This window comes from Amycolatopsis thailandensis (assembly GCF_002234405.1).
Lineage (GTDB): Bacteria > Actinomycetota > Actinomycetes > Mycobacteriales > Pseudonocardiaceae > Amycolatopsis > Amycolatopsis thailandensis.
The window spans coordinates 17,793-36,165 of the sequence record NZ_NMQT01000031.1; the positions used below are offsets into that span (position 1 = coordinate 17,793).

Annotated in this window: 24 protein-coding genes; 1 reads left to right on the forward strand and 23 read right to left on the reverse strand. The window is 68.4% G+C overall.

All coding sequences use genetic code 11. The features are described from left to right. Positions 1 to 122 precede the first annotated feature (122 nt). From CFP71_RS44105 to CFP71_RS10015, 6 genes are all read right to left on the reverse strand, one after another. Positions 123 to 1,109 (reverse strand): NADAR family protein, encoded by a 987-nt coding sequence (locus CFP71_RS44105; RefSeq protein WP_167406063.1) that lies wholly within the window; start codon positions 1,107 to 1,109, stop codon positions 123 to 125. 253 nt (positions 1,110 to 1,362) lie between these two features. Further along, on the reverse strand, positions 1,363 to 1,617 hold the full coding sequence (locus tag CFP71_RS09995) for a hypothetical protein (protein ID WP_093933553.1): 255 nt from the start codon (positions 1,615 to 1,617) through the stop codon (positions 1,363 to 1,365). A gap of 278 nt (positions 1,618 to 1,895) precedes the next feature. After that, positions 1,896 to 2,156: a hypothetical protein gene (locus CFP71_RS10000; protein ID WP_093933554.1), complete on the reverse strand. Its 261-nt coding sequence runs from the start codon at positions 2,154 to 2,156 to the stop codon at positions 1,896 to 1,898. Between the two features lie 214 nt (positions 2,157 to 2,370). Continuing rightward, on the reverse strand, positions 2,371 to 4,182 hold the full coding sequence (locus tag CFP71_RS10005; protein ID WP_093933555.1) for a VWA domain-containing protein: 1,812 nt from the start codon (positions 4,180 to 4,182) through the stop codon (positions 2,371 to 2,373). Next, the gene (locus tag CFP71_RS10010) at positions 4,179 to 5,171 is read right to left on the reverse strand and encodes an AAA family ATPase (RefSeq protein ID WP_093933556.1); all 993 of its coding nucleotides are present in this window, start codon (positions 5,169 to 5,171) and stop codon (positions 4,179 to 4,181) included. Before CFP71_RS10010 ends, CFP71_RS10005 begins: the two co-directional genes overlap by 4 nt. Then, positions 5,168 to 5,566, reverse strand: a complete 399-nt coding sequence (locus CFP71_RS10015) for a WGR domain-containing protein (RefSeq protein WP_167406064.1) — start codon at positions 5,564 to 5,566, stop codon at positions 5,168 to 5,170. Before CFP71_RS10015 ends, CFP71_RS10010 begins: the two co-directional genes overlap by 4 nt. Before the next feature lie 300 nt (positions 5,567 to 5,866). Between CFP71_RS10015 and CFP71_RS10020 the strand changes: the two genes are divergently transcribed. After that, positions 5,867 to 6,451 (forward strand): hypothetical protein, encoded by a 585-nt coding sequence (locus CFP71_RS10020; protein WP_093933558.1) that lies wholly within the window; start codon positions 5,867 to 5,869, stop codon positions 6,449 to 6,451. Positions 6,452 to 6,487: 36 nt separating this feature from the next. Here the strand turns inward: CFP71_RS10020 and CFP71_RS43435 are convergent, their stop codons facing one another. The 17 genes from CFP71_RS43435 to CFP71_RS10110 all read right to left on the reverse strand — a co-directional run bounded on the left by CFP71_RS43435 (position 6,488) and on the right by CFP71_RS10110 (position 18,292). After that, positions 6,488 to 7,693: a hypothetical protein gene (locus CFP71_RS43435; RefSeq protein WP_143267062.1), complete on the reverse strand. Its 1,206-nt coding sequence runs from the start codon at positions 7,691 to 7,693 to the stop codon at positions 6,488 to 6,490. Beyond that, a complete protein-coding gene (locus tag CFP71_RS10035) occupies positions 7,690 to 8,568 on the reverse strand; it encodes a hypothetical protein (RefSeq protein ID WP_093933561.1) in 879 nt (292 codons plus the stop codon). The genes CFP71_RS43435 and CFP71_RS10035 overlap by 4 nt, the downstream gene beginning before the upstream one ends. A gap of 304 nt (positions 8,569 to 8,872) precedes the next feature. Then, positions 8,873 to 9,178: a hypothetical protein gene (locus CFP71_RS10040; RefSeq protein ID WP_093933562.1), complete on the reverse strand. Its 306-nt coding sequence runs from the start codon at positions 9,176 to 9,178 to the stop codon at positions 8,873 to 8,875. 207 nt (positions 9,179 to 9,385) lie between these two features. After that, on the reverse strand, positions 9,386 to 10,036 hold the full coding sequence (locus CFP71_RS10045) for a hypothetical protein (RefSeq protein WP_093933563.1): 651 nt from the start codon (positions 10,034 to 10,036) through the stop codon (positions 9,386 to 9,388). A gap of 417 nt (positions 10,037 to 10,453) precedes the next feature. Next, positions 10,454 to 10,642, reverse strand: a complete 189-nt coding sequence (locus CFP71_RS10050; protein ID WP_143267063.1) for a hypothetical protein — start codon at positions 10,640 to 10,642, stop codon at positions 10,454 to 10,456. Between the two features lie 330 nt (positions 10,643 to 10,972). After that, positions 10,973 to 11,599: a hypothetical protein gene (locus tag CFP71_RS10055; RefSeq protein WP_093933565.1), complete on the reverse strand. Its 627-nt coding sequence runs from the start codon at positions 11,597 to 11,599 to the stop codon at positions 10,973 to 10,975. 106 nt (positions 11,600 to 11,705) lie between these two features. Further along, complete coding sequence (locus tag CFP71_RS10060) at positions 11,706 to 11,927, reverse strand: hypothetical protein (protein ID WP_093933566.1); 222 nt, start codon at positions 11,925 to 11,927, stop codon at positions 11,706 to 11,708. 359 nt (positions 11,928 to 12,286) lie between these two features. After that, entirely contained in the window at positions 12,287 to 12,559 is a 273-nt protein-coding gene (locus CFP71_RS10065; protein WP_093933567.1) for a hypothetical protein, read from the reverse strand. A 302-nt stretch (positions 12,560 to 12,861) separates the two neighbouring features. Next, on the reverse strand, positions 12,862 to 13,236 hold the full coding sequence (locus CFP71_RS10070; RefSeq protein WP_093933568.1) for a hypothetical protein: 375 nt from the start codon (positions 13,234 to 13,236) through the stop codon (positions 12,862 to 12,864). 91 nt (positions 13,237 to 13,327) lie between these two features. After that, positions 13,328 to 13,642 carry a hypothetical protein gene (locus CFP71_RS10075; protein WP_093933569.1) on the reverse strand — a complete coding sequence of 105 codons (315 nt, stop codon included), beginning with the start codon at positions 13,640 to 13,642 and terminating at the stop codon, positions 13,328 to 13,330. 308 nt (positions 13,643 to 13,950) lie between these two features. Then, a complete protein-coding gene (locus tag CFP71_RS10080) occupies positions 13,951 to 14,700 on the reverse strand; it encodes a hypothetical protein (protein ID WP_093933570.1) in 750 nt (249 codons plus the stop codon). A 212-nt stretch (positions 14,701 to 14,912) separates the two neighbouring features. Then, complete coding sequence (locus tag CFP71_RS10085) at positions 14,913 to 15,614, reverse strand: hypothetical protein (RefSeq protein WP_093933571.1); 702 nt, start codon at positions 15,612 to 15,614, stop codon at positions 14,913 to 14,915. Between the two features lie 349 nt (positions 15,615 to 15,963). Beyond that, a complete protein-coding gene (locus tag CFP71_RS10090) occupies positions 15,964 to 16,188 on the reverse strand; it encodes a hypothetical protein (protein WP_093933572.1) in 225 nt (74 codons plus the stop codon). A gap of 407 nt (positions 16,189 to 16,595) precedes the next feature. Further along, positions 16,596 to 16,808, reverse strand: coding sequence for a hypothetical protein (locus CFP71_RS10095; protein WP_143267064.1), 213 nt, complete (start codon positions 16,806 to 16,808; stop codon positions 16,596 to 16,598). A 53-nt stretch (positions 16,809 to 16,861) separates the two neighbouring features. Next, complete coding sequence (locus CFP71_RS10100) at positions 16,862 to 17,101, reverse strand: hypothetical protein (RefSeq protein WP_143267065.1); 240 nt, start codon at positions 17,099 to 17,101, stop codon at positions 16,862 to 16,864. A 112-nt stretch (positions 17,102 to 17,213) separates the two neighbouring features. Further along, positions 17,214 to 17,462: a hypothetical protein gene (locus tag CFP71_RS10105; protein WP_093933575.1), complete on the reverse strand. Its 249-nt coding sequence runs from the start codon at positions 17,460 to 17,462 to the stop codon at positions 17,214 to 17,216. Positions 17,463 to 18,028: 566 nt separating this feature from the next. Then, a complete protein-coding gene (locus CFP71_RS10110) occupies positions 18,029 to 18,292 on the reverse strand; it encodes a hypothetical protein (RefSeq protein WP_093933576.1) in 264 nt (87 codons plus the stop codon). Positions 18,293 to 18,373 lie beyond the last annotated feature (81 nt).

Below are 18,373 nucleotides of genomic sequence, written 5' to 3' on the forward strand. Positions count from 1 at the left end.
GTGCCTTTCGTGTCAGAGCCTTGCCGGGACAGCGTGTCATTCGCCGCACACGGCGGCAACGCGGGAGGGCGCGTAACGACGCGCCCATCCCGCGTTCGTGGCCTGCACACCGACCGGCGGCTTCATTCCTGGCGGGCGTCGTCCGCGGTCAGCGCGCGGGCCGAGTCGCGGACGGTGGTCCTGCGGTGGAGGACATCGACACGGATGATCGGCATGCTCGACGGAATCTTCTTCAGCGCCTGCCACGTACCGCCGGACGTGCGCCGCGGGTCGACGACGGCGATGATCGCGTCGCAGTCCCGGATCATCCACTCCGACCGCGCGTGCAGAACGTCAACGCTGAACCGGCTTCCGAGGGTGTCGATCCGGGAGGCGTTCCCGCGCGCGGCCGCGAGACGGTCGCGCCAGCCCTGGTTCCACCGCTCATCATGGCCGGTGTAGGGCTGGTACAGCCACACCGGCATCCCGGTGTCGTGGGCGGCTTCGGCCCAGATCAAGTCTGCGCCGGCGGCCGCGCCGCTGATCGCGACCTGGGTGTCGTGCTCGGCCGCGAGTTTCGCCGCGATCCGGCGCAGCTCGGCCTCAAGCCACGGCTCCGTGCCCGCTGGGAGGCCTTGCGGGCGGTGACCGGTCAGGGCGACACGCGCCCAGGTCGCGGCTGGGTCGGAAGCCAGCAGCGCGCGGTGGGCCATGAGATAGCGGCCAAGGAGGTTCCGCCCGGGAAGCGATCGGTGCCGTGCGCAGGAGCAGCTGCCCCACGTCTGGTCGTGCCAGGTGTTCGCTTCGATCAAGAGGTCCCGTCCTGTCTCCAGCAGCCGTGCTCGCAGGGCGGGGTCGGTGAACTTCGAGGCGATTACCTCCTGCATGACGACGTACCGGTGAACGTCGTCCCAGTCGTCCCGCAACTGAACCTGGCGGCCGCGGCTTTTCGCTTCCCCGGGGGACGGTGCGGCGGCGATCCACGCTCGGCGCTGTGTGCCGAGGGTCTTGCCTGCGTTGTAGGCGGCCTCACCGCTGGGGTAGGTGATGCCCTCCCACGTCACGGGGTGCTCGTGGAAGTTGGAGAGAAACCGGTAGTTGCCGTGGAATCCGTTGACTACGTCGAGCATTGGTGCTCCGGCTCGCTAGGGTGCGTTGACGGATGCACGCCGAGCGGGAACGGCGGCTGTGTGCAAGGGTTTCCGCGTCAGCGGCGCCGAAGGCGCCCTTGCACACAGCCGCATGGCCCGCTGGTCTTCGCGCAGTCAGACACCCCTTCCTCGCCGGAGCACCCAAGTCTGGACCGTCCACAACGGAGAACCCGTGCAGCGGCATGGCGACCCGACCCGCTAGCTAGGCAGGACGCCCGAAGCGGACTGAGCGTCAGTCGTCGCGGTGGAGGTCGTCGAGCAGTGCGTACGGCATCTGCTTGGTCCGCAGATAGGTCTCGAGGAACACCGCGATCCGATCTCGCGGCAGCCACTTCCGCCCTTCGACGATGAACCCGGTGTCGTGCCAGGCGCCTTCGAGCGGGCCGGTATAGCCGGGCGCCCATGGGGACGGCTTCGCGCTCGTGCCGGTCTCGTCAGCGCGGCGAACCCGAGCTTCGGGCGGGTCCGACGGCCCCCGGTCAGTCATCTGTTCTAGGTAGGCGATGATCTCGGCGCGGGTACCGATAAAGGAGGGAGCATCGACTCGAGTGTCCCATTCCATATACAGGTCCCGATCGGGCGTAGCCTTGATAATAAACAGTGCCATAGCCAGCCTTCCTGATTTCCGAAAATGAACCAAGTTAAATAGGCACGGCGCATCGCCGCTTCGTCGTGGACGTGCACCGCACAAAGGGACGCCAGCGGTCGACCACGAGGGAAGTCGTGCCTGGCCGCACCGATCGGGCACAGCCAGGCACGGTCTCGCTATAGCGAGTGGTAGTCGGCGGCGTCGTGGATCGCGGATTCCAGGCTCTTACTGACTCGTTTAGTGTCTTCGAGCGATTCTTTGACCGCTTCGATCAGCCCGTAGATTTCGATTGCGCGCTGGGAGGTGGTTCCTAGAATGAGCACCAGTTTGCCGCGAAGGCCGTCGAGCGAGTTCTGCGCTTCGGTCAGGACTTCGATCGGAATCTCCTGGGAGGATGCCAGGCTCGCCAAGATCGAAGCGTCCCCGGGGATCGACATGCATGCTTCCCTTCCGCGTCGTGGTCCCGCCCGTGTCGGCGGGTGCGCGTGGTGACCCCGGGTGCCCGCCGGGATGGCACGCCACATGCTGTTTCGTGGCTTGCATCCCGGTGGGCACCGGGGCAGAGTGCTGTCGCCCTGCGAGCGAGGCGGCCGCAAGCTCGCGGGGAAGCACGGCGGGCGAGCATCGAGGCCGCTCTCCCGCCAGAGCGATCTACGCGGTCCGCAGCGCGCGGACGGCGATGGCTCCCACCTGATGCGGGATCTCCGTGACGTCGGTGACCGGCACGGGGATTGCACCCTCCGGAACGATCGTGCGTTCGCTCCGCTCGTTCGATGTGAGGTCCAGCCACAGGACGTGCACGCCGCTGCGAACGAACCGATCGACGATCGTCTGAGCTCTCTCCATCTCGCCGGGGAGCACGAAGTGGCCGTCGCTGACCACGAACACCAGCCGGGCACCTGCCCCGCTGGTGAGCCGGAGGCCTCCGTCGAGCGCCTGCATCGCGTCGGCGAAGCGCTCGTGACCGTCATCGGCCACGAACTCCTGAACCACGGTCGGCGGCACGCCGGGCTTGGTGATGGCGGTGACGCGCTCCCCGAACGCCACGGTGGCCGAGTTGCCACCGACGTCGTCGACGGCGTGGGCGACCAGCCAGGCTGTGCTGGCGAGTGCCGTCGTCGCCCAGGACATCGACCCGGAGATGTCCACGGCGATCCCGACCGTCAGCGGCGGTTCCGGAGTTTCACGCTGGACGACCTGCCGGAACGGCCGTGCGGTGACCGGCATCTTCCGCGCGCGCTGGGCCGCGCCGAGCATCGCCTCCCGCCCCGACAGGCGCCCCGGAGGGACCGCGGAAGCGATCACGGTCCGGCTCCGTTCGCGGAATTGCGCCCGGCGTAAAGCCTGCGCGGTGCGCCGTGCGAGATCGCGCTCCGAGGGCGTTGGTTGCCGGGTCTTGGCGCGCGGGTCACGCCCGCCGGTGACGATGTAGCCGTGGAAAACCTCGTCGGCCGCTCGCTCGGCGGCCGCGCGTTCCCTGCTGTCCTCACCTGACGTGGATGGCTGATCCTGGTCGGCGTCGTCGTCGAGGTCGGCAGCCGCCTGTGCGGCGCCCCGCTCCCCTGACTTGTCCATCGCGTCCCGGAACGCGCGCGCCAAGGCGTCGGCGGCGGCCCCCGCAGTGCCTGACGCCGGGGTCTCGCGGTCGTCGCCGGACCCCTCCGGCTCGTCGTCGCCGTCCTGCCCGGGGGCGGCGGGATGGCCCTCGGGCAGGCCCGTGGCGCACGCGGGCGCGGGTGCGTCAGCAGGGTCCTCGACGCCCACGACCTCGACCCACTGCGCCGCGATGTCGAGAAGACCGGCGACATCACCATCGTCGAGGTCGAGGGCGTCCCGCCAGAGGGCACGCAACCGGTTGAAGTCGGTGCGTCCCAGCGCGTTCAGGCACAACTCGACAACCTTGCGTACGTCGTTCTTGTCCAAGACACCGGCGTCGACGCGCCCCGCGGTCAGCAGGGCCGCCTGCGCGGCGTGCCACCGGCCAGCCGCCTCGGTGCAGGACTCGGCGTCCGGGAGGATCAGCAGCTGGCTAGCTGCTCGCAGGTAAAGCTGGTCGCCGGGCCGGCGTTGCAGCTGCCGCCGCTCGATACGCGGATCCTCCAGCAGTACCGCCGCGCGGGCGACCACAACCGGGATGTCGCCGTCGAAGCCGTGCTCCCAGTGCGTGGAGTGGGCATGGGCGGCTTCGTGGCATAACAGTCCCACGATCACCGGATGTCGTCTGCGTCCGGCTGGAGTCAGCGGGTTGATCTGCGAGGGCTCGGCACCGGCGAGCGCGACCGGGCCATTGAGGCTGACCTCGGCCTTGGCGAAGGTGAACCAGGCAGGCGGGGTCGCCGGTCCAGCGTCCCACTCGACCGAGACGATCAGGTCATTTCGTCCCGCCAGTAGATTGACGCCTTTGTTCAGCCGCCCCACGAGCACATCGCGGGCTTCGGCAAGCAGCGGGTTCGCGGTGGTCATGCTGCGAACCTCCTGCCCAGACGCAGGTCTCGGACCTTGGCAGGGAATTTCTTCGTCAAGGCGCCACGAACTTCGTCACGGTCGTCCCTCGGTGCCTTGGCCACCAGATTCCCCAGCGCGTACTCCTGGCCCCGGCGGCGCTCGGTGCGAGCGTAGGACAGCAGTGTGCGCATCTGCGGAGACCAGGTGAGTTCCCCGTTGCGGCGCCGTGTGTCGAGATGTCGTGCGATCTCGACGATCTCCCGGGACACACCCAGTTCGACGCACAGTTCCCAGTCGGTCACGACCTCGATGTGGTGCTCGAAGCGATCCCGGAGCGCCTCCGACATCCGTGCGCCGGGTACGTCGGGGTTGTAGGCGGCCATGACGAACCAGCCTTTGCCCAGCGGTAGCGGATCGAGGTCGGGGTTCATCGGGATGCGCAGCACGTCCCGGCCGTCCATCAGGGGGTAGAGCACGCTCAGCACGCGGGGGTCGATGAGGGCGATTTCGTCGACCAGCAGCGGCACGTCGAAGAGGACGGAGCGGTGCAAAGGCCCCGGCCGCCACGAGAACGCTCCCGACCGCGGGTCCTGGACGAACGTGCCGACGAAGTCGCTCTCGGTGGTGTCGGCGGTGCCGACGATGGACTCCATCCCCTCGTGTGTGGCCGTGGCGTCCTGGGCGAACGCCGCCTCGCACAGCGCCGTCTTGCCGGTGCCCGGCGGACCGAAGAACAGGACATGCTCCCGGTGCTTGCGGGCATCTCGCAGCAGGGCGACGTCTTCGATTTCCTTCGCGACCGCGCGCGGCTGGTAGATCTTCCCGTTCGGCCGCCTCTGTGGACCGAAGGACCGCATCCGCGCGGCTAAGGCTGCCGTCGACGGCGGCGTGGCGACACTCGTGCTGCTGCCATCCTCCTCGAACCATCGATCGGCTATGTCGGTGTGGCTGCGTGCGCTCTTGCGCAGCTTGGCCACCATGTCGTCGCCGACCCCGTAGCCGCTCACAACGACGCCCCCGCCCTGGCGGTGTCCTGCTCGGCGGCTGCGCGCCGGAAGCGCGCGACGATAGTCTCGCGAATCCTCGCAGGAATTCTGTTGGCCCGATGCGATCCGTGACCGAGAGCGGCCAGGAGTACCGCATACGACCGGTCGACGGGGAATTCCGTGAAGTCTCGCGTGATCCGATAGCCCTTCGCGGCCTTCTCGTTCGTCAGGATCCGGGCCTTTTCCTGCGCTGTCCTCACAGCGTCGCCCACGCCGGCGAAGCAGTGCGCGACGAACTGTCCCGTCGTGTTGCGTGGGCCGTAGTTGACCAGCGTGACGGTGTCGATCACCAAGACCCGGTAGAACTTGTCGCTGCCGTCCTGTGTGGAGTGCAGCTCCCAACCGTGGGCGATCATGGCTGTAGCTGGCGCCATTTCCACCGTGCATCACCTTCTTCCGCGTCGCGTGCCCGCCAGGGGTGGCGGGGCGCACGCGCGCGCCACCGGCACCGGCCACGGAGTGCAAGCCGCGCGCAGTTCCGCGGCTTGCACTCCGTCGGTGCTGGTGCAGAGTGCGGAAGCCCCCACGCACCGGCGGGACCGGACGCCGGGACGCCGACCGGTCCCGTGTCGCGGACCGCGCCCGAGGCATTGCCAGGGCCGCTGACGCCCCCTTTCCTCCTGCGAGCACGTGACCGGACAAGGCACACTGCCGATATGTCCGTATCCCGTTTCTCTCGCAACCACGGCGCTCGCCCCGGGTACGCGCTTCACGACGCCATCGACCTACCCGGCTGGGACGACCGCAGTATCTGGGGCTGGGATGACGGCACCGGCAGCTTCTACGCACAGCTGTGGCGCAACGGATCCACATCGGACGCACCCGGCATCTGGCTCAGTGGCGCCAGCAGGCCTTACCCGTGGCCGGGAAGTGTCGCCCTCGACATCGTGCAGCACACCGGCGCAGCACCACTCGCGGTTGTCCAGGCGCTGGGCATCGCCGACCCCGCCCCGCGGCTGCGAGACGCCGCCGAGATCACACAGCAGATCGCGCAGCTGAAGTCTCTCGACGACAACGGCGGCTACATCGGCGGCCAGCTCCACGCGCTCGCCTGGACTCAGGGCCTGGAGACGCTTCCCCCGAGCACGGGCGTGAGGGAGGACCACAGCAGGCCAGCTCCGGACCGTGTCGAGGCCGAGCACCACCTCATCACCGGCCGCGTCTACCTCGGCGGGGGCGAGCACACCCAAGATTTCTACAGCGGCGCCGACGAAGCGCTCTGGTGGACTCTGGGCCACTGAAGCCAGCCCGAAGCTCGCTCTACCGACGACGTGTGATCACAGGTCCATCAGCACGTCGTCACCGCAGATGCGCTGCCACTGCTGTCCGAACGACGGCCGCGCTTTCGGCGCGATCCCCGCGGTCGTCGCGACGAGAAAGTGTTCGGCTCGCGGATACACGTCGGGCAGGTCTTGCCGCAGCCAGAGCCGTCCGTCGTCGTCGGCGTAACCACGTCCGGCCAGCCAGGCACATGCGTCGTTCATGCTGCCGGTGTGCAGGGTCCGGACCGACCGCCAGGACGTCCCCTTGCGCAAGGGGTCAGGCCGGCCGCTTTCCTTGCCCCTTGCGGCAAAGTGCAGCCGCCGGACCTCGTAGACCGACCACGGCTGCTGGGCGAGGCGGGCGTGAAACAGATCGACGGCGAGAGTATTCCCGTCGGCGACCAGCCGCTCCAGCAAACTGTGCGTCCCGAACAATTTGGACCGGGGATTCAACGCGATTGCCGGAGCCTCCAGCAATAGCGCGATCGCCGCTTCGTCCGGGCTTTCCCGCATCCTCGACAACGTCGAATTCAGTGAACGGCCGCCTGAGTATGGGCAGAATAGGCACGCCGACTTAGCAAATATGACCCCGAACTCGGCGAGCAGCCGAGCCGAGCACGCATCCCTTGTCCAGCCCCAGCTAATCAGTGGATGCGACGGGCTGCGGGTCGCGGTCGCATAAACCATGTCCCGCTTCGCCCGGGTCAATTCCTCGACACTGTAGCCAATAACATGCTCGTAAGGACGGTCACCAAGATTCGCTGATATCCAGGTATCAAGGGGCCATCCCTTGAATTTCAGCGAACAGCGCCGATGCGACAGTTGCGGCACAGTTCCCGACAGTTTCGATTCCTCGGCCAGCGTCCACGGGCCGCGGCGATGCAGCCTCTGCGGGCGTGTGGTGTCGTCGAGAACGACGATGCCGTCAGATTCGTGCGGGCCGCCTCGCGCGAGCTGCACGGTTCGTACGCCGCGGTCCGCGAGAAGCGGGAGCAGGAACTGCTCGGCGTCGGTGTAGGTCTGCGCCCATTCCGATCCGACGACGGCGTGCAGCACGATCATGGTGGACGGATCGACGCCGTGCCGGTCCGGATCGGACAGAACCTCGACGAGATAGGCGGAGCTTTCCACGCCGAGCCCCCAGCTCACGACATGCAGCGGAGATGCGTCGGCGGTGATGTCGCGGTTCGGTAGCTCCAGCGGGAGCGTGGGCGCGCTCACCGGCCCGCTCCGGTGGTGGCGGCGGGTTTCGCGTCCGCGAGGGCAGTGAGGGTGGCGACATGCTCCTCGTACAGCGCGATCTTGCGGGTGCGGGTGATGCCGGTCGATCCCGGGCGGACGAGATGGTCTTTCGCCCAGGCGCAGTCCGCTGCCCGTTCACGGAGCGCACCGGCCAGGTCGAGGACTTCGCTGCCGGTGGGCGGGTCATTAGGGTCGGGGACGTAGCGCCACCGCGCCTGTCGGCGCCACCGGTCGACGTCGGAGCCGGCGGGTTCCTGGGGAGCGCCTGTGCAGATCCAGCCGAGCCGCTCGTCATAGCTTGCTTGCGCCCACTGGTGATCGTGCAGGATTTCCAGGACCTGGAGAGCGAACCCGTGCAGGTGCCGCGGCAGTGTCCAGTTCTCGAGGTAGCCGCGGCTGTCGCGGCGCTGCAGGTTGACCCAGTTCCCGAACGCCTGACCACGTTGGTAGAGGTAGTCGACGTAGGCCTCGGTCAGGGATTCGGAACTGGACTGGCGGGTGAACTCGCCGACTGCCGCGGGAAACTGTGCCGTTGATCCGGTCGCCGCTTTGAACGTCCACGGCAAGGGGTGGTCGGTGGCGGCTTGGACGCTCCAGCGGATGTCCTCGTCCGGCCGTCGTCGCAACTGCTCGACGGCGAGCCAGTTCTGCAGCTGCACCCGTCCGCCTGGGGTGTCTATCACCCAGAGCGTGGCCTCCCCGTCCGGAGAGCCGCTGGTTCCGAAGTCCGGGGCACCGAAGCGGGTGGTCAGGGTCCGATAGCTGGCGCGGAGGGCACCGCGGTAGGTCAGGCCGTGCGCAGGCGTTCTGCACGGTGTGGTCTGGATGTTGAGGTCGTCGTGGATGACAGCCATGTCTGGCTCCGCTCTGCGGGCCGGGTAACCCCCCGGCGGGCTCGCCCCTGGTCGGGGCGCCCGTCGCGGGACCGGCCCGGTCGAGCGGAGGCGGGGGCGGCGCGCTCGTCCGGCCGGTGTGATCCGGCCTGTCGTCGGAGACAGGCCGGATCACGCTCGGAGGCCGGGTCACCCGTGTCGGGTCGGGCGCGCCGGTTGCGCCGCAGCCGCTGGGCCGGTCAGGCTCGGGTCGCCGGGACCGGGGGCGCATCCGTGTCGCCCGGGGCTCCTTCCCCGCGCCGCGGTCGACGCCGGACCCGGCTGGTCATCGGGTGAACGGCGACAACGCGTCGAGTCCGGGGATCGGTGTGGTGGCCAGGCTGCGCAGGGTCTGTTCGTGTTCGTCGAAGAGTTCGAGGTCGATCCTGGAATTGCGTTCGATCAGCAGGGGACGGTGGGCGTGGCATTGGTCGGCGAGGCGCAGCAGCATTCCGGGCCACGATCGATCGACCGGGACCAGCCCGGTCGTGAGGAGAGCGTCAGCAAGTGCGGCGCGGTCGGTCGACAGGCTCAGTGGCTCAGCGGGACCTGATGTGATGACGGGCGCCGCTGCCACGGAATACGCGGTCATGAGATGTCCTTCCCTGTACGCCACCGGGTCAGGCGGTGGTGGCGATCTGATGCCGTCAGATTCGTGCGGGCCGCGACGGGGCCGATGCCCGCACCGGAGTGCTCGGGTGGCCCCGTCGCGGTCCGCCATCGTCGGCGGCGTCTCGATCCGGACCGCGTGGCAGGCGCGGTGGCTCAGCCGGCCGCTTCCGCCACGCACCGCAGGGATCTACCCGACGCGCAGGGCCAGGCCCTGAAGGAGCGCGCGCACACGCGTGACATTGGCGTCGGCGGTGAGGATCCTGTCGACGACAAGTTCAGGGGCTGATCGCCACTCCCCGGTGGCCGGGTCGACACCGACAACCACCACGGGGCCGAACAGCGGCAGGAATGCCGGTCCCGGCTCGAACATGCCGCGGGCGAGCTCGACGTCCGCGGGGCTCGCCGGATGGGTGCCGTCGATGACCGTCTTCCACACGCCGGCGCGGAACGCGCTGGCCCGCAGGTTGTCGTAGCGGTCCGGGTCGTCGGTGTAGTGACCGTCATCGTTAACCAGAAAGTCCACTGTGGACAAACAGGTCCCGGCGTCGACGGGGCTTCCCAGATAGGGGTCCAGCGCGGCGAGCAAGGTCCCGTCCTCAGAGCGCTTCAGCGAGATCAAGCGCACCGGGTCGGAGAGGTCGCAGGGAATCAGCACGGCGTCGACGGCAGCGCGTTCCTGTTCGGAGGCGGGTGTCCACCGCATGCCGTCGGCGATCAGGCTGTCCGTTGCGGACACCGTGCCGTCGCTAGGATCGTGAGGCGAACGGCGCGCGTCGGTGTCGGTCGTGTGGAGATTCCGCTCGCGGTCGGACCGTGTCGTCGGGTGGTGCTGGGCCATGAGCCGCGCTCCTTCGGCTGGGTGTCAGGGACACGGCGTCGTGAGCACGCCGCGCGGTGGTCCGGAGGACGGCGAAGGTTCTGCCCGGAGGCCCGATTCGATGCCTGAGGTGAGGAAGCTGCATTCACCTGGCCTCCGGGCAGGTTCATCGCCGCACCGCCACCGCGCGGTGTGCTCGGCTGAGGTGTCCCGACGCCTGCCGCAGGAGCCGATGTCGACGCCTGTGGCCACGGGATGCGCGAGCACGGTAAACTGACCACGCGGTTACCTTCCCGGCGTCGCATCCGGGGTCGCGGGTTGACGCATTGCCGGACATGTTTTTTGCGGCCTCGTTGCTAGCGAGGGACCTTCGGGTCGAGCGTGGCCGGCCAGCCCACCCCGGGAGACCGGGGTGGGCTTCTTTCGTTACGGTCGCCGTCAGGCGGCGGATTCCTGCTCGTCGGCGAGTTCTCGCGCCGCGGCTTCTTCCGCCTCGTCCGGATCCGTCGCCATGACGAAGACCGAGTGCCGCTGGAACTTGCCGCTGCCGTGGCTGCTGTCCACAGCAGGCACCTCGCCGCTCAGGACCGCGGCGACGAAGAACGGACCGCCGCCGTACTCGCTCAAGCCCACGACCGTGTAGGGATGCTCGTCCGCATCAGCTCGTTCCGCCGTCGCCGTGGCATCCGAGCCTTCGTCGACGTCGGCAATCGCGGGAACCCCTCGAAGGTCAGGGCGCCCGGCGGAGCCCGGATCGCGGCCGAAGGCGCCTCGGAGAGCCAGGATCGCCGTACCGAACGAACGGCAGGCGCGCAGGGGCGACCGACGTCGCCGAAGGCGATCATTGGTGCTCAATGCCCTACGCCGGGCGGGATCGGTCGCGGGCATGATGACTCACTTTCTGGTGGGAGGAATGGCAGAACGGCGCACGGTGGTCGCGCGAGAACTGGCCAACTGCTAGGGCGAGCCAGATGGGCAGTGGGGTTCGTGCAGCAACACGCGGGAGCCCTCGTCCTCACCGGGGTAGGACGTGGCTCGGCAGACTCGGCACTTCTCGACTTCCCAGATCCAGCTATCGCCGATGACGTAGCGGCCGTGCTGGGTCGGGGTGATCCGCTGGAGGCCGTACTCCTCCCACTCGGTGTCGAAGAGCAGGATGCTCCCCCCATGCCAGACAGCCGCCGCGATACCGTCCGGCGCCTCGGCGTGGAGCCGGTTGATCCAGTCCACGACACGCTCGGCGGCTTCACGGCTGAACTGCGGCACGGCCCAACCGTTCCACCGGCGCGGGGACACCCAGGCCGGGAAGACCTCGTCGCGGTCGTCGGCGTACAGGCAGATCAGGACGAACCCGTTGTCGTGGTCCGGCTCGTCGTCGTCCGCAGTGGACTTCGCTCGGTTTTGTCCATTGAGGACTGGCTCGGGCCGGGCCGGCGTGGTGATGTCGGGGTTGTCCAGGAACGTGGTTGCCTGGGGGTGCACGACGAGACGAAGTTCAGTTGCGATCTGTTCAGCGCGGGCGGCGATGCCGTCGCTGATGGTTCGGTGGCTGGCCGCTGTGGCTTCGTCGTCAAACAGGGTCATCAGGCTGGTTTCCTTTCAGGTACGCGACGTCTACGTCCTGTGCAACGCCTGCGGAAAGGTCGTTGCACAGGCCGGCGACGTCGTCGAGTGGTCCGTTCATGCGAGATCAGCGACTCAGCTCCCTGAGCGTGGCTGTGATGAAGTCCAGGTGGACGAAGTCGGACATCGGGCCGTATCGAGCGAGGAGCGCGGCCCGGACCGCGGATGGGTGCGCGTCGATCGCTCGCTGGGTGTCGATGTGCTCGACGGCGTGCGTGACGTAGCGGAGCGAGTGGCCAGCTTTGACCAGTTTCGCGACTTTCTGTGCGACGACAGCGGTTTTCTCCATGAGGGTCTCCGGTCCTGTGCTCGGCGCACCGAGAGCAGGTGCTCGTCGGCGGCCCCGCGTGTGGGGCACCGCCTGAAGGACCGGAGCCCGCAGAAAGGCCCGTGACCTCAGGCTCGGCCGTGCGGGGTGGGATCGCCGGAGGCGACCGAGCGCAGCGAGGCCTGTCTCCCCCGGGCGGCGCGGGCATGGAAGGTTGCGGGCACGGCGCGGGCTCCGGTCATCCTGGGCGTGCCCCTATTCGCGGTGGTGCCGGTCATGGCGCGGCGACAAAGCCGACTCGGTGACAGGGCGACAGGTCGCAGAGCGGCCTACGGCCGGGGGACGGTGCCGGGAGAAGCTGGAGGCGGTGCTCCTGTGCGCTACCGGCGATGAACCGGGTGTTCACGCCCGTCGACCCACACGCTCCAGGAGTCCGAGTCCACGGGCGAGGTCAAGACCCATCCCCCGGCGGCAATGACGTCTGCCACCGTCGCACGGACCACCCCTGGCCCGTACGCCTCGACCACCCGGTCGTCGTCGGCGCTGTCGAGGATGTGCGCGCATTTGGTGGTGTAGTCGAGGCGGACCCGGTACTGGCCACGGCCGGCACCGCCTCTCGTGCTTCCCGTGTCCCTCTGGCGTTGGGCTGCCATCTGTTCTCCCCGAAGGCCGGTGGCTCCGTTGTGGACAGACGGACCAGCGGGCCGTGCCGGTCCGCGCAGCGTGACCACGGACGCGTTCGCGACGCGAAGGTGTCCGAGGTTGCGCGGACCGGCACGGTCTGCTGGTCTGGCGTCGTCCACAACGGAGTCACCGGTCCCAAGGACAGGCAGGGCTCGGCCGGAGTCACCGTGCGACGTGTGGCCGATTCGAGGTCACCGGTCAGACGGGGAAGGTGGCGGCGGTGTGTACGGCCGCACCAGGACCGCACACACCTCACCTCGGGGAGAGCTGTCTACTGTTCGATCAGTTCCCAAGCCCAGGCTTTGCCGAGGATGCAGTACCGGCCGTTCGTGGCGGGCCTGATGCGCTCGGGAACGTAGCCGGGGTCGCCCGCCTTCTCCGTTTCGGTGACGACCAGGGTGTCACCGTCCCACTCTGCTCGTGCGGTGGCTTTCGTCCCCGCCGAGTTGATGTGGGCGGCGACCAGTTTCGCGATCTCGTAGCGGAATTGCGGGACGGCGGCGCTGTTCCACGTTTCGTCGACGATTGCTGGGAAGATCGGCCCGTCAGCCGGGCCGGGAAACCGCACCAGGACCTCCCCGGCTTGCGGCCTGCGCATGATCCGGTGACGGTTCAGGGCGGTCTTGATCAAGTCGTCGCGCTTCATAAGGGCTCCCGTGGATGGGGTGTGCGGGCGATGCGGCCGTCAGCGGTGACGGGGTGACGCAGCCGGAAGGCAGCGCCACCCCGGAAGTTGGTCAGTTCTCGACGCGCGTGCGCGACCAGCGGGTGACCTTGTTCCTCTCCGCGTGGGTGCGCTGGGCGGCCTTGTCGTGGTCGTCCTGGAGCGCTCGGAGGAGACCGCCGGGGATGTGGGCGTGACTCTCCACCTTCGCGATGGCCTCGGTGGCGCTGGTGATCTCGCGGGGCTTGGTGTGGCCCACCCAGACGGTCGGCCGGATGTTGCTGCTGTGGCTGACCTTCACGAAGAAGGTACTGAGCAGGTCGTCGTATCCGACGACGACGCTGTCGGCGTTGGCCAGGTCGCTGGGGGTCAGGTAGTGCATGGTCACAGGGAGCCTCCCGGGGCTGCGGATGGTGAGCTGACGAGCTGCGGTTCAGCACGCCGGCGGGGGCCCGCAGGGCGGACGGCCGGGAGCGTTCGTCCGTCCGGGTGGGATCGCCGCAGGCGACCGAGCGCAGCGAGGCTCGTCTCACCCGGACGGACCGGATGCGCCTGGTCGGCTGTGAAACCCCCGGCGGTGTGCTGGCCTGGGTTCGTGAGCGCACTTCCGCAGCCCCGGGACGCGCACTAGACAGGAATGCGTCCCGCTCCCCCTTTCCCTGCGCCAGAACGGTTCTCGGGGGCCGCCGCTGGCTATCAGGCAGGCGCGTCCGGTTCAGCTGCGCTGGCCCGTTGCCGTAGCTCGGCCAGCGGCAGCGGGCGCACTACACCGTTGCGCCGCTGCTTGAGGATCGCGACATCACCGAACTCGGCGCGGAACTGCTCTTCTTTCCGCTCGTAGTCGGCGAACCGTTCGGGGTGCTGTTCCAGCAGGCGCAGCCAGTGAGCCTGGCCGCCACGGACACAGCAGCCACCACAGTTCGCGTGGCTAAAGCCCTGCTGATAAGCCGCCGGCGGGATCAGGCCGAGCCCGCGCGCCTCGGCGAGCATCGCGTCTTTCGTCAGACCCGGTTCCGCAGTCAGCGGGAACTCGACCCGCCACGGCGCCCAGCCGCGGCGGATCCCAGGAATACGATGTGCTTCGGTGGCGTCGACCCCGACGTAGAGGGTCGTGGTGTCGGGATCCGCATTGGCCTCTAGCCAGCGCCGCGCCGGAACCTGCTTGAGGATCTTCGAGCACGGGGCGATGCGGGCGTTCCCGAGAAACCGGGAGTCCCAATAGACCTCGAACGGAGTCCTGCCGTCGGCCACCCGAACCAACGGCACGCCGAGCTGCGCCGCCGACGCGGCCAGAAATTCGTACAACGAGGGTTCTTCGATGCGGGTATCAGCGAACAGCAGCACCAGGTCGTCGACACCGTGCTGAGCGGCGACGCGCTGGGCGGTGCACCAGCTGCCGATGCCGCCTGAGTATTGGATCACGTGCACGCTGGGTTTGCTCGTCATCGGCCGATCGACCTTTCGTGCAGCCCGCGAACGTGCGAGCGTCGAGAGGCTCCAGGCGCCGACTGCGCGTCCTCGGCGCCTCGCCCCGCCGGTTGGTGGGGCAAGGCGCGGCCGGGACCACCGGTGCGCGGGCGGCCCAGCACGCCGACATCGGGTATCCCCCGCGCGCCGGTGGTCCACAGTGGCGCCGCCCCACTCCGCGGGGTGGCGCCTTACCGGTCGGTGTCGTGTCTTCGGTAGACGCCGGTGCCCCAGAGGCGGCAGGTTGTGTTCAGCGGCTCCCAGGGGTTCGCTCGGTGAAATCCGGACGCGGCAAGGGCCTCGTCGGCCGCGAGGTGGTCGCCGAGGTTGCCGTCATCGTCGACCGTCGTGGTGCAGCGGGCCGGAACCTCGATGTCAGATCCGTCCACGTCGGTTCCCAGTACGGTGACCTCGCCCGTCGCCGGCGTCCAGCGTGCAGTGCACGGTTCGGGTTCGCGTACGGCGCCGGCGGGCATCGCCGCGATGGCCGTGGACCACGGGATCCCGAGAGCGGCGAGACGCTGATCTGGTGGCAGCGCGTCCAGTGCGAGGACCGTGGCGGCGGTGAAGACCGGCTCGCCGTCGTGGTTGGTCTCCGACTCGAACTGGCCAAGGCCGGGTACATGGCGGGTGTGGGAGCCGGGCCATTCGTCGGTCGGCGACTGGCAGATGGTGAAGGCCATCTCGGGTGCGGCGGTGATCAACTGCTCCGTCAGCGCGGCTACTTCGATCGAGGAGATCGGGTCGAGTTCGTAGGGGCGTCCGAGATCGAGCGTCCGGCGTGTGACGCCGTTCCGGTCTATCCACTCGCGATCCTCGAGGATCGTGGCGATCGCTCGGATTCGCTGGGGTGGGCAGTGGTGAATCGTCAAGTCCGCGGCGACGTCGCTCATGGGTGCGCTCTCCTCAAGCTGTGATGTGCCTGGCTGGCCAGGCTGTGGATCGGGCCAGAACGTGATCGGCGCGCAGAGCACGCCGGAGGTGGTGAGAAGGTGATGCGGTGAGCCCGGCACGGCCGGGCGAGAGCGTCACCGTGAGACCGGCGGCGGCGATGAACCCCGAGAAGACTTCGTCCTCAGCCGACGCAGGGCGGGGCACGTCCGAGCGCAGCGAGGCGGGTCTCCCCTGCGTCGGCTGTGTGACGGCTCCCCGAGGAGAACGCCGCGCCGGGCTAGGCTGTGACGCCCGCCCCTCGGGCCGGAGAGGCGGGCGTACATCAGGCCGTTCGCCGCGGAGCGCGGGTCAGGAGCGGGTGGAGAGCTTCGCGACCGCTTGCTCGATGAACTCCAGTTGCGTAAAGGGCGCGTTCCGGCTGAGCGTCTTGGTGAGCTCGCCCTGGATGAACGCGGGCGACGGGTTCACCGTGCGGAAGTTGTCGATCATCCTGACCGCGCTGACCACGTCCTTCGCACGTCGGCCTGGCGCAAGGTGGTGAAGCTGCTTTGCTACGAACTCGGCTTTGTCCATGTCTGGCTCCCGGTCGATGTCCTCGGCCAGCTGTGAGCTGGCGGCGCGGCTTCCCCTGCTGTTTGGGGGCGGTACGAGCCAGACCGGTGGTCGTGGACCGGCCGGGGTGCTGTGCTCGGCTGTCCGGGTGGGATCGCGCGGTAGCGCGACCGAGCGCAGCGAGGCTCGTCTCACCCGGACAGCCGGGTGAAAGGACTTCGGGCGCAGCTACGGGCACCGGTTAGCGTCGGTCAGCCCTCAACACGCGGGGACCGCACTGCCTTGGCCGGGCCACTCGGCGCCACACGGTCACGGGCTACTCCCCCGCGGCGGCCGACGATGGAAGAGTGGGCGGGCTATGCGAGGTGGACGCACTACCTCGGCCGGCTGGCGCTTCCTCGGCGGATCACGCACCTACGAGGACTGGCTCAGCGGGCTTTCACCAAGCTCAGAAGCCTTTCCGCTTCGCACGCCGTCTGAATCTGCCGGAACCAGGTCGGTGTTCTCCCGGGCTGCCGCGAGGACACCGCGCGTTCGTTCCACGAGGCTGGTGGATCGACCTCACCGCCCAATGCGAAGGTGACGATGTTCCGGTTGTCGCCCGCGCGAGAGCTACCCGCGACGTAGCCGAACAGCACCATCGCCACAGTGATGGCGGCAGCGTCGCATTCCGCCGGCCTGCTGAGGAGCTGGGCTATCCAAGGCCAGCTCCGTCCGGGTCCGAGACGTAGGCAGCGACGTCTGACCAGAGGATCGTTTCACCGTTCACGTCGTCCGGCTGCACGTCGGCCCAGCGACCGGACGAATCGCGGTAGAGCGTGCACACGTGATCACCGGCTTCGGTGAAGACGTCCACCCGGTCCGCGCTGCGTTCGTCGTAAGCCGCGGAGTCACCATCGACCTCGGCCCACCAGCGCATGACAAGATCACTCACTTGTTGCTCCCTGTCGGTGTTCCGGAAAGGATTCCGAGCGATCGTCCGAAATGGACGATCGCGTGTGGTGGTCTCGTCTCCGCTAGCTGGGAGACGAGACCAGGTGACGGGATTAGCCCGCCGGGGTAGCCACCGGATCGGTGTCCGGGTGGACTATGTCGCAGTCGAGAACGCCAGTCCGGACGACGCGGCGGATCTGCGCAGGGCCGTGGAAGATGTTGGTGCAGGTCTCCTGCATGTCGCAGTCGACGATCTCCCCGACCTCGATCTCGTGCCCGTTGTACTCCAGGATGCAGCCGCACCCCAGCTCGGCGAAGGTGATCGGGCGGGGATTCAGGATTAGACCGTCGAGGGTGATCATCGTGTGCTCCTTGCAGGTCGGTGCTGGGTGGACTGCCGCAAGGCCTGCGGGCCGGGCGGGGGCAGGCAGGGGTGGCCGCGTGCGGCCATCGCGCAGCGACGCGAAGCGCCTTTGCGTGCCCCCGCCCGGGCTGCTGTCCTCTGGAAGTCCTCGCAGGCTCGATCTGCCAGAGGGAGATGATTGCCGTCGCCGGTCCGCCAATCTGCATCAGGTCATGACCGTCGTGCAGAGACTAGGAGCGTTAGCGCACGATGCGAGAGGAGGATCGGATCGGGGCGTTAGCAAAGCGCCGCCGTGCCGGCACCTTCATTGTGAAGCGCGGGCGGGCAGTAGTGACCGTAGGTTCCGGACGTGTCCGCGAGATCGCGTGTGGTCTCGATGTCGTGAGCCCCGCGTCGACACGGACTGCCGCCGCCTGAGGGAGTGGGCGAAGCCGCGGATCGGAGTCGGCCGGCGAGGCCAGCGCGTCGACCACGCAAGGTGCAGGCCGCGGCCGACACCAGGCTGGGTGTGCGAGGTGATGTGGTGCCGTCCCTGCCGGGCCCGGGACGGCACCACATCAGTGGCTACTTGCGACGGTCGCTCGCGGCGCCCTTCAGCTCCAAGACGATCTTCATCACCGAGCCTGCGGCCTTCTCGATATCCTTCAGCGCGTCCGACGCGGCCGACTTGATCCGTTCCTTCCGCTCCCTCTCGGACTTCCCGAGCGCCTTCGACGCATGCCCCACGGGCACATTGATGTGTGCCTTGGCGTCGCCCAAGCCGTCGAGCGCCTTCTTGACGGTCGCGGCGAGAGCGTCGAAATTGGAGGCTTCTTCGGAGTTCGCCATCGCATGTTCCTTTCGGTGTGTCCCGCCCGAGTTGGCGGGGCACACCCTGCGAGCACCGGGAGTGGGATGAGCACAAGCCGC